Source organism: Enterobacter sp. Taxon_2, from assembly GCF_058355295.1.
In genome coordinates this window covers 1633240-1646063 of record NZ_CM178024.1, presented here as the reverse complement: position 1 = coordinate 1646063, position 12824 = coordinate 1633240, and the positions used below count along the sequence as shown (strand labels likewise).

The window sequence follows — 12824 nt, the reverse complement described above, 5'->3', positions numbered from 1 at the left end:
GAGCAGTTCATCAGGGCTCAGGCGCACGCGACCCTACACATTAACCAACCTTTATCCGATGGAGTAAACATGAAAAAAATAAGCTTAACGAAAATGATCATATTAGGTTTGATACTCGGCATGATTGCCGGGGTGGTCATTAATAATATGGCATCAGCAGATACAGCAAAAACGTACGCACAGGATATCTCTATTTTCACTACCATATTCTTACGCATGGTGAAAATGATTATCGCCCCGCTGGTCATTTCCACCCTGGTGGTTGGCATAGCCAAAATGGGTGATGCTAAAACGCTTGGCCGTATATTCTCCAAAACCTTTTTCCTCTTTATTTGCGCCTCGCTGCTGTCCATCGCCCTGGGGCTGGTTATCGTCAACATCTTCCAGCCTGGCGCAGGCATTAACTTTGTCCCCCATGACGCCGGGGCCGTTGCGGCCGTTCAGTCCGAGCCGTTCACGCTGAAAGTGTTTATCTCTCACGCGGTACCGACCAGCATCGTTGATGCGATGGCCCGCAACGAGATTCTACAAATCGTGGTGTTCTCGATTTTCCTCGGCTGCAGCCTGGCAGCCATTGGTGAGAAAGCCGACCCCATCATTAAGGTGCTCGACTCTCTGGTGCATGTGATGCTGAAGCTGACGGGTTACGTCATGCTGTTTGCACCGCTGACCGTATTTGCCGCGATCTCCGGACTGATTGCCGAACGCGGTCTGGGCGTGATGGTCAGCGCCGGTATTTTCATGGGTGAGTTCTACATGACGCTCGGCCTGCTGTGGGCGATTCTGATTGGCCTGTCCACGATGATTGTCGGTCCGTGCATCAGTCGTCTGACTAAAGCGATTCTCGAACCTGCGCTGCTGGCCTTTACGACCTCAAGTTCAGAAGCGGCTTTCCCGGGCACGCTGAACAAACTGGAAAAATTCGGCGTCTCCTCCAGGATTGCCAGCTTTGTCCTGCCCATCGGCTACTCCTTTAACCTGGTCGGCTCAATGGCCTACTGCTCGTTTGCGACCGTGTTTATCGCCCAGGCGTGCAACATCGAACTGAGCATTGGCGAGCAGATCACCATGCTGCTGATCCTGATGCTGACCTCTAAAGGGATGGCGGGCGTGCCGCGCGCATCGATGGTGGTTATTGCCGCCACGCTCAACCAGTTCAACATTCCGGAAGCGGGTCTGATTCTGCTGATGGGCGTCGATCCGTTCCTCGACATGGGCCGTTCCGCCACCAACGTGATGAGTAACGCAATGGGGGCCGCTATCGTCGGTCGCTGGGAAGGCGAGCACTTCGGCGCCGGCTGCCGCGGCAAGGTTCCGGCCAAAGAAAGCACTGCTTCAGAAACTGAAATCGCCATGTATTGATTACAAAGGCCAACCGTGGTTGGCCTTTCGTCTTCCGATGTACAGGAAAGCCCCATGAAGATAAACATTTTCGGCGTCAGCCTTTTATCCGTCAGCCTGATGTTTAGCGCTGCCACGCTGGCGCAAACCGCGCCGGACTATGCGCAGCTGCTTGAACAGGCTCACCAAAAATTCAAAGGTAATCATGAGGGGAAGGTCGCCGACTACATCCCTGCCCTGGCGACCTATAGCCCCGACAATTTCGCCATCACCCTCGCCACGGTCGACGGCAAGATTTACCAGGTTGGCGACGTGAAAAAAGCGTTTCCAATGGAGTCGCTGAGCAAGGTTTTCACCCTGGCGCTGGCGATGGAGCAGCGCGGTCCGCAGGAGGTGCTGGATAAACTCGGCGCCAGTGCGACCGGTCTGCCCTTCAACTCCGGTTTAGCCATTGAACTGAACAAAGGTGCGCCGGAAAACCCGCTGGTGAATGCGGGGGCGATGAGCACGGTTAGCCTGATTGAGGCGAAAGATAAGACCGACCGCTGGAACACGATCCTCAATAACCTGAACGCGTGGGCCGATGCCTCGCTGACCGTCAACGAGCCGGTGTTCAAATCGGAAATGGAGACCAATCAGCATAACCAGGCGCTGGCGATGCTGATGGCCTCCTATAACAGCTTTTATGGCGATACCCGTGAAGCCGTCGAAATCTACACCCGCCAGTGTTCCGTAGACATCACCGTTGAGCAGCTCGCCAAAATGGGCGCGGTGCTGGCGAACAAGGGCAAATCGCCTTTCAACGGTAAGCAACTGCTGAATGAACGCTACGTGCCGCAGGTTCTGGCGGAAATGGCGATTGCCGGGCTGTACGACGGCAGCGGCAAATGGCTGTACACCGTTGGGATCCCGGCGAAGAGCGGCGTCGGCGGCGGCATGGTTGCCATCGTGCCCGGTCAATACGCCATCGCGGTCTACTCGCCACCGCTGGATGCCGCCGGGAATAGCGTCCGCGCCCAGCAGACGATTGCGTATGTTGCCGGGGCGACGCAGGCCAGCCTCTTTTTAGCCCATTGACTGTGATTTTGTCAGCCGGGCGCGGCAGCTGCGCCAGCGCCCGGCAAAAACAACCACAAAGTGAGAAGTACTATGTCTAAACCATTTGTCTGGCAGGAACTGTTTGTTCAGAGTAACGATACGACGGAATATGAACTCCTCAGCACACAGCACGTTACGGTGACGGAGTTAGAGGGCGAGGAGATCATTAAGGTGGCGCCTGAGGCATTGACCCTGTTGGCCCAGCAGGCCTTTTATGAAGCCTCATTTTTCCTGCGCGCCGGACATTTAACGCAGATAGCCAGCATCCTGCACGACCCGCAGGCCAGCAGTAACGATAAGTATGTCGCCCTGCAGCTGCTGCGCAACGCCGAAGTGTCGGCAAAAGGCGTCCTGCCAAACTGTCAGGATACCGGCACGGCCACCGTTGTGGCGAGCAAAGGCCAGCACGTCTGGACCGGCGGTGATGATGCCGAAGCGCTGAGCAAAGGGATTTATACCACCTTTAGCGAGTGTAACCTGCGCTACTCGCAAAACGCACCGCTGGACATGTATACCGAGGTTAATACCCAAACCAACCTGCCGGCGCAGATAGACATCAGTGCGACGCCGGGGAGCGAATATCGCTTCCTGTTTGTCAATAAAGGCGGCGGATCGGCTAACAAAGCCGCGCTGTTCCAGGAAACGAAATCGATTCTGCAGCCGGAGAAGCTCACCGCGTTCCTGATCGAGAAGATGAAGTCGCTCGGTACCGCGGCCTGTCCACCGTATCACATTGCCTTTGTGGTCGGCGGCCTCTCTGCCGACCAGGCGCTGAAGGTGGCGAAGCTGGCCTCAACAAAATATTATGACAACCTGCCCACCAGCGGGAACGAGCTGGGCCAGGCGTTCCGCGATACGGCGCTGGAAGCCACGCTGCTCAACGCCAGCCGCGAATTCGGCATCGGTGCCCAGTTTGGCGGCAAGTATTTCGCGCACGATATTCGCGTCATCCGCCTGCCGCGTCACGGCGGCTCCTGCCCTGTCGCCATGGCGCTCTCCTGCTCCGCCGACCGCAATATCAAAGCGAAAATCAACAAGCACGGTATCTGGCTGGAGAAGCTGGAACATAACCCAGGGAAATATATCCCCGACGCCAGCCGTGAGGAACACGACGCCCGAACCGTACAGATCAACCTGAACCGCCCGCTTCGCGAGATCCTGCGCGATATGTCTGCCCTGCCGATCGGCACCCGGCTGTCGTTAAGCGGCCCTATCGTGGTCGCACGCGATATTGTTCACGCAAAAATCAAAGCCCGGCTGGATAACGGCGAGCCGATGCCGGAGTACATGAAAAACCATATCGTCTATTACGCCGGTCCGGCGAAAACACCGGAGAATCAGGCCTGCGGCTCCCTCGGTCCGACCACCGGCGGGCGCATGGACGGCTACGTCGATGCTTTCCAGGCCGCGGGCGGAAGCCTGATCATGCTTTCCAAGGGCAACCGCAGCCAGCAGGTTACCGATGCCTGCCATAAGCACGGCGGCTTCAACCTCGGCAGCATCGGCGGTGCGGCGGCGCTGCTGGCGCAGCAGTATGTGAAAAGCCTGCGCTGCCTTGAGTATCCCGAACTGGGCATGGAGGCGGTATGGATGATGGAGGTCGAGAATCTGCCCGCCTTTGTGCTGGTTGACGACAAAGGGAATAATTTCTTCAGCCAGTTTGAGCAGCAGCATCGCTGTGCATCCTGCCCTGCCGGACATTAAGGAGCCACTATGGAAGCGCGAGCTAACGCAGAAAAACACCGCCAACGACAGCAAAAGCGCAAAGAGCAGGTTGATATCCGCGTGGCGGCGGCAACAGAGAAGAAAGGCATTCTGATCGTCTTCACCGGCAACGGAAAAGGCAAGTCCACCGCCGCCTTCGGTACGGCGACGCGTGCCGTCGGCCACGGTAAAACCGTTGGCGTCGCGCAGTTTATTAAAGGCCAGTGGGATAATGGTGAATACAACACCCTGCATCCGCTCGGCGTCGAATTCCACATTATGGGCACCGGCTTTACCTGGGAGACACAAAACCGGGAGACGGATATTCAGGCCGCAACGGCGGTGTGGCAGGAGAGCAAGCGCATGCTGGCTGACCCGAGTTACGACCTTGTGGTTCTGGATGAGCTCACCTATATGCTGGCTTATCACTATCTGGATACTCAGGAGGTGATCGCGGCAGTTGAGAACCGTCCGGCGCAGCAGACCGTGATCGTCACCGGACGCGGCTGTCACTCGCAGTTACTGGCGCTTGCCGACACGGTCAGCGAAATGCGCCCGGTAAAACACGCATTTGACAGCGGTATTCAGGCGCAGGAGGGCATTGACTGGTAAGCGTGTCGGTACCGGATGGCGCGCCGCACTGCCGCCATCCGGTGTTATTACGCGGCAGGCGATACCACTGATTTTTGTAATAGCCACTCGCGGAAAGTTTGTAACGGCAGGGACTGAGCCTTTTCCTCCCGCCACGTCATGATGAAGCGGTTGCCGGTGCGGATAGGAACATCACAGGGGATCACCATCTCGCCGCAGTCCAGGTCATGCTGGATGGCGAAGCGGGGAAGCAGCGCGACCCCAAGATTCGATCGTACTGCGGCAATCAGCATCGAGAGGAGGTCAAAACGCGGGCCAAGATTCACGTCCGGACTGGTGATACCGGACAGCGCAAACCACTCCTGCCAGCCATTGATGCGAGTGCTTTGGTGTAACAGCGGAAACTCACTGAGCAGCTCTTCAACCCCCAGCTTCTGCTCCGCGCTGGGGAGCAAGCTTCGGCTGCAGACCGGCAGGATCTCCTCTTCAAATAAATAATCAACCTCCGACCACGGAGGACAAAAATCGGCGCGCATAATAGCCGCATCGTATTCGCGATTTAAAAAATCGCCGATATTGGCCAGCGAGTGAATGTTAACAATAATATCAGGATTTAATTTATTAAACTCCCATAAATTAGGGATCAGCCAATGCGTACTGAAGGTGGGATTTACCGCCAGCTCCACAACCTGAACGGCAGGCTGCCAGGACATTATCATATTTGTATCGCGTTCCAGCTTATTAAGCGTCTCTTTGACGATATTCAAATAATGCTTGCCTGCTGCATTCAGAAAAATCCGCTTTTTGGCATGATTGAATAATGAGGTGTGTAAAAACTCCTCCAGGGCCGTCACCTGTCTGAACACTGCACTCTGCGTTAACGCCAGCTCTTCTGCCGCGCGGGTATAGCTTTCGTGACGCGCCACAACTTCGAACGTCACCAGCAACTCGCTCTTGGGGATTTTTCCTCTCATCATGTCTTCCATTCATGGTGGGTAACAGTAATTTTTTGAAGCGAATAAACCCTGCTTCAGAACGATACCGCCATTATATTTTAGTTATGCTCTGTCGGCAGTGATCCACACCATGATTTAATCAGTTTTGCGCGTCAGGCCAAACTACTTGCAGAAAATGAAATGAAACATGAAAGATTATTAAGAACCTGTTCTCTTTTGTGCCTCGTGTAATGGAGACAGCGTCTTATTATATGAAAAATCATATGGCCATTAAAAACAGGAATAGCATAGGGCTGGACGTTAAAAAATATAAAACAAAACGTTGTGCTAAAAATAGAACAGGGTTCTGTGTACGTCTTTTGATCACCGGCGCACCCGCGTGACGGATGCCAGAGCACCGTTCCAGCGCCTCTTCAGCACGCAAGCAGAAACCGGCTCAAAACAAAAAACCCAGATCGCATAACGATCTGGGTTTCGAATTTGGCGGAAGCGTAGAGATTCGAACTCTAGAACCCTTTCGGGTCGCCGGTTTTCAAGACCGGTGCCTTCAACCGCTCGGCCACGCTTCCAAAGTGAGGCGCACTATAAACATCTATTAGCGCCTTGTAAAGCAGGAATTTTTCTATTTTTAGCCACCGGCGTTTGACTGCGCAAAAATCACCCAGACGCTTACCGCGCATCGGTCTCTGCTCCCTTGTACATACCGTTACACAGCAACGCTCATCCTTTTAAATCGCTCTGGTATAGAATGCCACAAAAATAGACGGCCATTTGTTGTGTAATTGTTATAAATCTGAGTACCGACAGATTTTAGAAATTACTGCCATGCAGTGTTACTGGTTGATGATGAAAATCAAAAATACGCTTTGCTTACATATCCTGATGGCGACTCTGGCCATTTTGTTCCTGTGTGTTCACCCGCTGGTGACGAGCTTCGATCCGCCCCTTACCTTCCAGCCGCTGATTAAATCAATGGAGGGCACGCCGAAAGAACAAGCGGAAAAAATTGCGACTATTTCCCATGCCTTACAAGGTAATGCGATTTTCTTCATTGGCGCGTCTGAGGTTGCCACCTCAGAAGATGAACATTACGCTGTATATAATTACTTTAATAAGCAATTGCACACACCCGTTGTGGCGTATGGCGATGCGTTTGTCGATGACGAAACGCAGTTTTTACTGTTCTCACGTTTTAAAAATAGCCTTAACGCAAACAGTAAAGTTGTTTTACTTCTGGCACCTGACAGCTTTTACTCAAAAGGGCTGCCACCGGCTATCTATGCCGATAATTTCCCCGGTTCTATTTTTAATCCGCTGATGAAGGACCCGCAGGCGCGCCCGCTGCTGGTTAATTATTTAAAGCATATTAATAGTAAAGAGATAAGCCATTTAACCTTTGGCCAAATGCGCGTCTTTGGCTGGCACCCCGATCTGATATGGGACGAGGTGAGTTTCCAGTTTGCGAACGTCTGTACCATGATAAAAAACGACTGGCTGGCGCTGCTCAACGTCACGCCCCAGACGGTACAGCCGTGGCCGCAGCAGCCCACTGCCCACATTACCCCTGACTGGGATAAAGAGCTGGCGAACGCGCGCGAGTTAAATAAAAAACGCCAGCAGAGCGCGGCCACGCTGTGGATGGACAAAACGATTTACGAAGAGGACGGTACGCGGCAGCAGTGGGATGACACGCCGGTCGTGCCTGCGCAAATCGCCGCGTTCAGTAAAACCGTCCAGCTGCTGAAGGAACGTCACGTGCAGGTCATTGCTATCGTCGACCCGGTTAACCCCTGGGCGCTTTACAATACCGATACCTTCCGCCCGGTTGATAAGCAAATTAAAACCATTCTGGAAAAAAACCAGATCCCTTATTTAGATATGTACGCCATGCCTTATCAGAATGGCTGGAACTGGGATCGTTTGCATCCTTCCGAACTGGCCTGGGTTCCTATGATTCGCTTTATTGCACAGAGCTTTAAATAATGAAAATCGCGATCCGTCTTTTTTTCCTTTATCTCCTGCTGGCGATCACTATCGTCGCGTGGACCTCTGTCGATGACAGCATGAGTATGCAGCTGCATTTTGAATATCAAAAGTTCTGAGGCCGAATGATGTATAGCTCAGGAATGTTTTTTGTCTATTTGTTTTCATCCGCTCTGGTGTTTGCGCTGGTCAATCGCGTATTACGTCATCGCCTGACTTATTTATCGGCCTTATCTGTCCTGGCTGCATTAGGCTGGGGCTATATTTTTCAGGGTGATTACCGTGTTCCCGCGGTCGTTTTTATCAGTTTTTACCTTGTCGCCGCGTTAAAAGAAAAAGGATGGTTAAAAACCTGGCAAGCTATTGTATTAACGCTGCTTCCTTTATTTTTAGTGAAATTGCACGTTAATCATCATCTCGGCATGATCGGCCTCTCTTTTATGACGTTCCGCGCAGTAGACGTGCTGCTCTATCGCAGTAAAAAAGAAGGCCAGAATTTCCTGCACTATTTCTGCTATCTGTTTATGCCCTTTATCATCCTGGCAGGCCCGATGTACCGTTGGCGGACATGGATGAGTGACGTCAGCAAGCCCGTGTTTGCCCTTAACCGTGAACAGTTTTTGGTCGCGTTAGAGCAAATCATTACCGGCATTATCCAGAAGTTCCTGTTTGCCATGCTGGTTGATTCACTTGTCGTGCAGCCCTGGAGCCATAAGCCGTTTACGCTGACCGTGGGCGTGGTGATGTCGATTGCCTATAGCGCCTACCTCTACTTTGATTTTGCGGGCTACAGCAATATGGCCATCGGTGCGGGCCGCCTGTTTGGGTTGAACATTCCGGCAAACTTCAATATGCCCCTTCTGGCAAAGAACCCGCAGGACTTCTGGCGCCGCTTCCACATCAGTTTGTCTGAATGGCTGCGCGATGTGGTCTTTATGCCCGTCTATATGAACCTGATGAAGTTCAACTTTTTCCGTCAGAACAAAACGCTGGCGCAAAATATCGGTATTTTTTGCACCCTGTTCTGCATGGGGGCATGGAATGGCCTGGAACGCCATTACGTCATCAGCGGCGCGCTGTTTGGCGCGATTTCCGTTACTCATAACATGCTGCTGTGGTCAGCCAAGCGCAGCCCGGCATTGCACCGCGGTTTGCAGTATCCGGCCGTTGCGTTTTTAGGGAGAATTCTGACGCTGGGAAGCGCCGCGGGATCCCTTTACATCTTTAGTGGAATGTCACCTCTATGAAAAATCACTCCGATCTTCAGGAACTGCAGGATTTCTTACGTGCGGCATTATGCGATCCCGCCTCCCCGCAGCAACTGGCCATCAGCGGCAGCGACGAAGCCTTAAGCTGGCTACAGCTTTCTGCTGCCGTGACGGACTGGGCACAGCGCTATCAGCGTTGCCAGCCTGTTGCCGGTACGCCGGTCGTCTTGTACGGACACCAGCAGGCCGAGTTCGCCGTGGCGATTTATAGCTGTCTGCTGCACAACATTCCGTACATCCCGGTGGACTGCATCTACCCACAGGAGCGCCTGCGGGAGATCTGCCATCTGGCCAATGCCCCTTACTATTACGACGTCGCGACCCGGCAGTTCATCGCCACGGGTGAACCAGGCAAGGTGCTGGAGGAGCAGGATCTGGCCTATATCATGTTTACCTCAGGCAGCACCGGCAAGCCTAAAGGGGTGCAGATTGGGCGTGAAAGCGTATGGCACTTCATGAAATGGGTCAGCCAGGACTTTTCGCTGCCGGAAAAACCGGTGCTGATGAACCACGCGGTGTTCAGTTTTGACCTCTCCCTGATCCCTTTGCTGGCGAATCTGGCGATGGGCGGACACATTGTGCTGAACGCCAAAGAGGATATTCAGAAAGAGAACTGGCTGGAGCGACTGAAAAGCAACGCGGTCTCCGCCTGGGTTTCCACCCCCTCTTTTGCATACCAGCAGCTGCTTTCCCCGCAGTTCAACAGCGAGTATTTGCCTGCGCTCAACGTCTTTATCTTCATTGGTGAAGTGTTAAATAAGGCGCTGGTTAAACAGCTGCGCCGCCGTTTCCCGCAGGCCAAAATCATCAACTCCTATGGCCCGACGGAAGCGACCATCGCAACAACTGTCGTTGAAATCACGGATGAGATCCTGAACAGCGACAGCGCCGTGCTGCCGGTGGGAGTCATGATGCCTGAGAGCAGAATGGAAATTTCCGCTGAGGGCGAGCTGATTATCTGGGGTAAAAACGTCATGCGCGGCTACCTCGGCCTGCCGCAGGAGAACGCAGAAAAATTACTCCGTCGGGAAAATGAAGCATTTCGCGGCTACCGGACAGGGGATCTGGGCTATGAAGCGGGGCTTATCTATTGCCAGGGCCGCAACGATAGCCAGGTCAAACTGAATGGCTACCGTATTGAAATCAATGAGATTGAAAACCGCCTGCTGGCCATGTCCGGTATCAACGAAGCGGTGGTTCTGCCGCTGATGAAATCCTGCGGCAGCGTGCTGCGCATTGCCGCGTTCTGCGTGACGGATATGGCGCCGGATACCATCAAAACGTCGCTGTCGAAGGTGGTTCCGCACTATATGGTGCCTTCACAAATTATCGTAAAAGATGCTTTGCCGCTGAATCCTAACGGCAAAATTGACCGCAAGCTGCTGGACGCTTACGCCCGCACAAATTAATGACTCCAGGAAAAATTATGGAACAAGAAATTCTCGCCCTGTTCGAAAAAGTGTTATCCCGTAAGGTGGGCTTTCACGATGAACTGATTGAATCCGACATTCTCGACTCCATCCTGGCAGTCGATATGGTGCTGGAAGTTCAGGACGTTTATGGCTGTATGATCCCGCCAACTGACGTGGCGACGGTGCTGAAGACCCCGGCGGACCTGGCCCGCTATATTGAAGAAAACCGCTAAACGCCCCTGCTGTTAATCCTGTCCTGAAGGCTCTGGCGCATCGCGCCAGAGCCCAGACGCAAAATGAATATCCATCACCGGAATTAAACCAACCGCTTTTGTGATTTCTCCTACACTTTAGGGGTCGTGTTGTTCTTAACAGAGGAGTCTGCAGTATGGCATTCGTAACCACGAAAGACGGCGTCAACATTTACTACAAAGACTGGGGCCCAAAAGAGGCCCAACCGATTGTTTTCCACCACGGCTGGCCGCTAAGTGCCGATGACTGGGATAACCAGATGCTCTTCTTCCTTGCAGAAGGCTATCGCGTTATCGCTATCGATCGCCGCGGACATGGACGATCGGACCAGGTGAGTGAAGGCCACGATATGGATCATTATGCGGCCGATGCGTCAGCCGTGGTTGAAAGCCTGGATCTGCGTAATGCCGTGCACGTCGGCCACTCCACCGGGGGCGGCCAGGTCGCCCGCTATGTTGCGCGGTATGGACAACCACAGGGGCGCGTCGCCAAAGCGGTGCTCGTGAGCGCCGTCCCGCCTCTGATGGTCAAAACGGAGACGAATCCCGGCGGAACTCCCATCGAGGTCTTCGACGACTTCCGCAAAGCGCTGGCGGCTAACCGCGCCCAGTTTTACCTCGACGTTGCCAGCGGTCCTTTCTACGGCTTTAATCGCGATGGCGCGGACGTTTCACAGGGCACGATCCAGAACTGGTGGCGTCAGGGGATGATCGGGAGCGCCAAGGCCCACTACGAGGGGATTAAGGCGTTTTCAGAGACCGACCAGACGGAAGATTTGAAAACCATCACGGTTCCTGTTCTGGTGTTGCAGGGCGATGACGATCAGGTCGTGCCGTATAAAAATGCTGCCCTGCTGCAGGACAAGCTGCTGGCGAACAGCGTGCTGAAAATTTATCCGGGCTTCCCGCACGGGATGCATACCACCCATGCGGATACCATCAACGCGGACATTCTGGCTTTTATTCGCTCATAACGCCGCGTTTCTTGCCGGGTGGCGCTGCGCTTACCCGGCCTACATTCCGCCACGATATCCCGTTCAATGCATGAACGCCACCCGAGGGTGGCGTTGTTTATTCTGCTCAGCGATTATCCAGCTGGGCGCGAACGTTGTTCAGCCCGGTGGTGTTGATGCGGTAAGGCTGCCCGTTCACGGAACGGATCAGCTTTTTGGTGCGGAGTTTTTTAAAGACGCTGAGCGTACAGTCGCTCAGCACCAGCCCTTCGCGGGTGTAGCACTCAACGGACGTGACGCGGCCAGAACTGTCGCGGACGTGCACAATACGTCCACCTTTGGCGAGAACGTGTAAGGTACGTTGTTCCTGACGGGATAAATTCATACTGGAGAACCTGTGTAATCATCATGCGTAAAAACGAGCCCACACCCGCAGGTGCGTGCGTAAGGTTTAAGCGCAGCGATAACCAGTCCGTCCTGAAAAGGGCGGGAAGCTGATTATCTGATGAAAACATTCTCCAGCATCAAAGCCTCAGTAAGAGATGAAAAGGTATTTATGGGGTGAATGATAACGCGAGTTTTTTACAGGGGAATAGCGGGAAGTTAAAAGTGTGAACGGGATCGGTCCGTAAAATCGTCTTTCGTCAATTTTACTGCCAGACTGAACCCCTTTACTGAACACCGTCTGGAGCTCCTCTTATGCCTGATAACTATACCGTGGTTGAAACCGTCCCCACTGCAGAAGCGTTTTGCCGGCTGCGCGAAATCTCGGGTCTTAGCCCTCGCCCGCTGGAAGCGGCACAAAAAGCGCTGCCCGGCAGCTGCTATGGCATGCATATAGTGTTTCAGGGAAAACCGGTCGGTATGGGGCGCATCGTGGGGGATGGTGCGTTGAATTTTGATATTGTCGACGTCGCGGTTGATCCGCTTCATCAGGGGAAAGGGCTAGGCAGAATCATTATGGAAACGCTTGTTGCCTGGCTGGATAACCATGCCTGCAAAGGTGCCTACGTTTGTTTAATGGCGGATGTTCCTGAGCTTTATGCAAAATTTGGTTTTACGCTCGTGCGCCCGTCAAGCGAAGGGATGGCCAGAGTCTGGTGAAGGGCAAATCCGCGTTAAGACAAAAAGAAAAACCCCAGGTTAACGAGTAACCTGGGGTTTATATCTGGCGGAAGCGCAGAGATTCGAACTCTGGAACCCTTTCGGGTCGCCGGTTTTCAAGACCGGTGCCTTCAACCGCTCGGCCACACTTCCTAAGTGAGGC

The 12824-nt window shown here is 53.6% G+C and carries 12 protein-coding genes and 2 tRNA genes; 10 read left to right on the top strand and 4 right to left on the bottom strand.

Annotated features, from left to right (window positions below):
* Nucleotides 1-69: 69 nt before the first annotated feature.
* The 4 genes from AC4IC4_RS07645 to cobO all read left to right on the top strand — a co-directional run bounded on the left by AC4IC4_RS07645 (nucleotide 70) and on the right by cobO (nucleotide 4755).
* Entirely contained in the window at nucleotides 70-1362 is a 1293-nt protein-coding gene (locus tag AC4IC4_RS07645; protein WP_024907738.1) for a dicarboxylate/amino acid:cation symporter, read from the top strand.
* 54 nt (nucleotides 1363-1416) lie between these two features.
* Complete coding sequence (gene glsA / locus AC4IC4_RS07640; RefSeq protein WP_370883917.1) at nucleotides 1417-2418, top strand: glutaminase A; 1002 nt, start codon at nucleotides 1417-1419, stop codon at nucleotides 2416-2418.
* 72 nt (nucleotides 2419-2490) lie between these two features.
* Nucleotides 2491-4143 (top strand): class I fumarate hydratase, encoded by a 1653-nt coding sequence (locus tag AC4IC4_RS07635; protein ID WP_491472472.1) that lies wholly within the window; start codon nucleotides 2491-2493, stop codon nucleotides 4141-4143.
* A 9-nt stretch (nucleotides 4144-4152) separates the two neighbouring features.
* Nucleotides 4153-4755 (top strand): cob(I)yrinic acid a,c-diamide adenosyltransferase, encoded by a 603-nt coding sequence (gene cobO, locus AC4IC4_RS07630; RefSeq protein ID WP_491472471.1) that lies wholly within the window; start codon nucleotides 4153-4155, stop codon nucleotides 4753-4755.
* 47 nt (nucleotides 4756-4802) lie between these two features.
* Here cobO and AC4IC4_RS07625 read toward each other — a convergent pair whose 3' ends face one another.
* On the bottom strand, nucleotides 4803-5708 hold the full coding sequence (locus tag AC4IC4_RS07625) for a LysR substrate-binding domain-containing protein (RefSeq protein ID WP_048989940.1): 906 nt from the start codon (nucleotides 5706-5708) through the stop codon (nucleotides 4803-4805).
* Between the two features lie 463 nt (nucleotides 5709-6171).
* Nucleotides 6172-6259 (bottom strand) — tRNA-Ser (locus AC4IC4_RS07620).
* A gap of 277 nt (nucleotides 6260-6536) precedes the next feature.
* Between AC4IC4_RS07620 and AC4IC4_RS07615 the strand changes: the two genes are divergently transcribed.
* The 5 genes from AC4IC4_RS07615 (at nucleotide 6537) to AC4IC4_RS07595 (ending at nucleotide 11578) form a co-directional block, all read left to right on the top strand.
* A complete protein-coding gene (locus AC4IC4_RS07615; protein ID WP_491472802.1) occupies nucleotides 6537-7673 on the top strand; it encodes a D-alanyl-lipoteichoic acid biosynthesis protein DltD in 1137 nt (378 codons plus the stop codon).
* Nucleotides 7674-7801: 128 nt separating this feature from the next.
* The gene (locus tag AC4IC4_RS07610; protein WP_024907744.1) at nucleotides 7802-8920 is read left to right on the top strand and encodes an MBOAT family O-acyltransferase; all 1119 of its coding nucleotides are present in this window, start codon (nucleotides 7802-7804) and stop codon (nucleotides 8918-8920) included.
* The gene (locus AC4IC4_RS07605) at nucleotides 8917-10350 is read left to right on the top strand and encodes an AMP-binding protein (RefSeq protein ID WP_061715614.1); all 1434 of its coding nucleotides are present in this window, start codon (nucleotides 8917-8919) and stop codon (nucleotides 10348-10350) included. The genes AC4IC4_RS07610 and AC4IC4_RS07605 overlap by 4 nt, the downstream gene beginning before the upstream one ends.
* A gap of 17 nt (nucleotides 10351-10367) precedes the next feature.
* Complete coding sequence (locus AC4IC4_RS07600) at nucleotides 10368-10586, top strand: acyl carrier protein (protein WP_008499867.1); 219 nt, start codon at nucleotides 10368-10370, stop codon at nucleotides 10584-10586.
* Nucleotides 10587-10741: 155 nt separating this feature from the next.
* The gene (locus tag AC4IC4_RS07595; protein ID WP_491472470.1) at nucleotides 10742-11578 is read left to right on the top strand and encodes an alpha/beta fold hydrolase; all 837 of its coding nucleotides are present in this window, start codon (nucleotides 10742-10744) and stop codon (nucleotides 11576-11578) included.
* A gap of 106 nt (nucleotides 11579-11684) precedes the next feature.
* On the opposite strand, the gene AC4IC4_RS07590 is transcribed toward AC4IC4_RS07595, so the two are convergent.
* Nucleotides 11685-11942, bottom strand: a complete 258-nt coding sequence (locus AC4IC4_RS07590) for a YjhX family toxin (protein WP_021240841.1) — start codon at nucleotides 11940-11942, stop codon at nucleotides 11685-11687.
* Nucleotides 11943-12256: 314 nt separating this feature from the next.
* Between AC4IC4_RS07590 and AC4IC4_RS07585 the strand changes: the two genes are divergently transcribed.
* Nucleotides 12257-12661 carry a GNAT family N-acetyltransferase gene (locus AC4IC4_RS07585; protein WP_491472469.1) on the top strand — a complete coding sequence of 135 codons (405 nt, stop codon included), beginning with the start codon at nucleotides 12257-12259 and terminating at the stop codon, nucleotides 12659-12661.
* 65 nt (nucleotides 12662-12726) lie between these two features.
* Here AC4IC4_RS07585 and AC4IC4_RS07580 read toward each other — a convergent pair.
* Nucleotides 12727-12814: transfer RNA gene (locus AC4IC4_RS07580), tRNA-Ser, on the bottom strand.
* Nucleotides 12815-12824: the final 10 nt, after the last annotated feature.

What these genes read in the sequence shown, in the direction of transcription:
- glsA (WP_370883917.1), top strand. Translation starts at nt 1,417, where the DNA reads ATGAAGATAAACATTTTCGGCGTCAGCCTTTTATCCGTCAGCCTGATG.
- AC4IC4_RS07625 (WP_048989940.1), bottom strand. Translation starts at nt 5,708, where the DNA reads ATGAGAGGAAAAATCCCCAAGAGCGAGTTGCTGGTGACGTTCGAAGTT.
- AC4IC4_RS07595 (WP_491472470.1), top strand. Translation starts at nt 10,742, where the DNA reads ATGGCATTCGTAACCACGAAAGACGGCGTCAACATTTACTACAAAGAC.
- AC4IC4_RS07600 (WP_008499867.1), top strand. Translation starts at nt 10,368, where the DNA reads ATGGAACAAGAAATTCTCGCCCTGTTCGAAAAAGTGTTATCCCGTAAG.
- cobO (WP_491472471.1), top strand. Translation starts at nt 4,153, where the DNA reads ATGGAAGCGCGAGCTAACGCAGAAAAACACCGCCAACGACAGCAAAAG.
- AC4IC4_RS07605 (WP_061715614.1), top strand. Translation starts at nt 8,917, where the DNA reads ATGAAAAATCACTCCGATCTTCAGGAACTGCAGGATTTCTTACGTGCG.
- AC4IC4_RS07635 (WP_491472472.1), top strand. Translation starts at nt 2,491, where the DNA reads ATGTCTAAACCATTTGTCTGGCAGGAACTGTTTGTTCAGAGTAACGAT.
- AC4IC4_RS07585 (WP_491472469.1), top strand. Translation starts at nt 12,257, where the DNA reads ATGCCTGATAACTATACCGTGGTTGAAACCGTCCCCACTGCAGAAGCG.
- AC4IC4_RS07610 (WP_024907744.1), top strand. Translation starts at nt 7,802, where the DNA reads ATGTATAGCTCAGGAATGTTTTTTGTCTATTTGTTTTCATCCGCTCTG.
- AC4IC4_RS07590 (WP_021240841.1), bottom strand. Translation starts at nt 11,942, where the DNA reads ATGAATTTATCCCGTCAGGAACAACGTACCTTACACGTTCTCGCCAAA.
- AC4IC4_RS07645 (WP_024907738.1), top strand. Translation starts at nt 70, where the DNA reads ATGAAAAAAATAAGCTTAACGAAAATGATCATATTAGGTTTGATACTC.
- AC4IC4_RS07615 (WP_491472802.1), top strand. Translation starts at nt 6,537, where the DNA reads ATGAAAATCAAAAATACGCTTTGCTTACATATCCTGATGGCGACTCTG.